The organism is Oleiphilus sp. HI0123, assembly GCF_001635315.1.
On the sequence record NZ_LWGE01001770.1, the window covers coordinates 1 to 1408 of the forward strand.

The following is a 1408-nucleotide window of genomic DNA, read 5'->3' on the forward strand; positions in this document are numbered from 1 at the left end:
TAATATCTCATTGCGTCGCAGAAATGGTAGTGCCCAGGGTGGATCGTACCCTGCATAACTAGCTAGTGAAATTGAAGAGTAATTATTGCTGTTGAGCCAGTCACTCAGTTGATTGACATGTTTTTGATAATTGCTTTCACTCCATAATCCTGAATAGCTAATCGCTGCAACTCGTTTCTCAGGAACCTCACGAAGACAAACAAGCGGGTCTGTAGGTTGAGGAGAATTGTTAATAGTGAACTTGTCTGGTAGCACAAATTTCAAAATCCAGCCTTGCCGTTCGTTCTCAGTCTTGCTCGGACTCGCAATAACAGGGCTGGTCATCGCAACTATTTTACCTTTTTCTTCCTGTGGTTCAGCGATGACTGGTGCTGTCATCGAAATGTCATTGGCAGAAACATTGGCCCCAGAAATATAGTCAAACAAACGTCTAAAGGATTGGTCGGTTGCATCACGAAAGTTGGGCTCATTTACGTAGGTTTCAACTATCATGACAGGTTCGTATCGTCTTATTTCGATATTGCCGACCTTCTTTTCAACGGTATAGCGAGCCTCATCTGTAGTGCGTATACCAAGTAGTGAGCAGCCTTCCAATATGAGGCTCAGCAAAGTTATTATGATGAGCAAGGGGGCACTGCTTCGTGCTTTATTCCACATATCAGAAATCACCTCGTCTTAAAAATCAGGGAAATAAAAAATAATATCTACCTAGTGTTTGTACGCTGAATTTTGCTTAGTGGATCTATATAAACGAAATTTTGTACCAAAGAGTGCTATTTATTTAACGAGTCAGCCCTCTTTGGCGCAGGTTGGTGCATTAGAGTGTGCCGCTTTATACAGCTTTATTGTTTCGGCTTCTTATAATAATGATGGCCCCCATCACAGCTGACATAACTGACCCTAACAGAACACCTAGTTTGACGCTGTCGTGATAGCTTGGGTCATGGCTCTCAAAAGCGAGTGTGCCGATGAATAAGCTCATGGTAAAACCAATTCCGCACAGTACGCATACACCATATAATTGAGGCCATGTGGTATCTTTTGGCAGGCTTGCGATACCTGATCTCACCGCCAGCCAGCAAGCGCCAAAGATTCCCAGTTGTTTGCCTAAAAACAGCCCAAGCGCGATACCTAATGTAATTGAGTTAAATAGATCATCAGTGCCGATCCCGATTAAGTTGACACCGGCATTCGCGAATGCGAACACAGGCAGTATCATAAAGGCAACCCAAGGCTGAATGCTGTGTTCCATTTGCTTTAACATTGGGTGTCCGTCTTCAGTGGCCACGTTAATTGGTATAAACCAAGCCACGATGAAACCCGCTAGCGTAGCATGAACACCTGACTTGAGTACGGCTGCCCACACAACGATACCGACAATAATGTAAGCCGCTTGTTTGCTCACCTT

2 protein-coding genes are annotated in these 1408 nt (G+C 44.1%); both read right to left on the minus strand.

The features are described 5' to 3' along the window. Window positions 1–657 (minus strand): heme-binding protein (locus A3761_RS23865; protein ID WP_068751044.1); only part of this gene is annotated, 657 nt, incomplete at its 3' end. Between the two features lie 175 nt (window positions 658–832). After that, on the minus strand, window positions 833–1408 hold a 576-nt coding region (locus A3761_RS23870; protein ID WP_197473222.1), incomplete at its 5' end, for a Na+/H+ antiporter NhaA.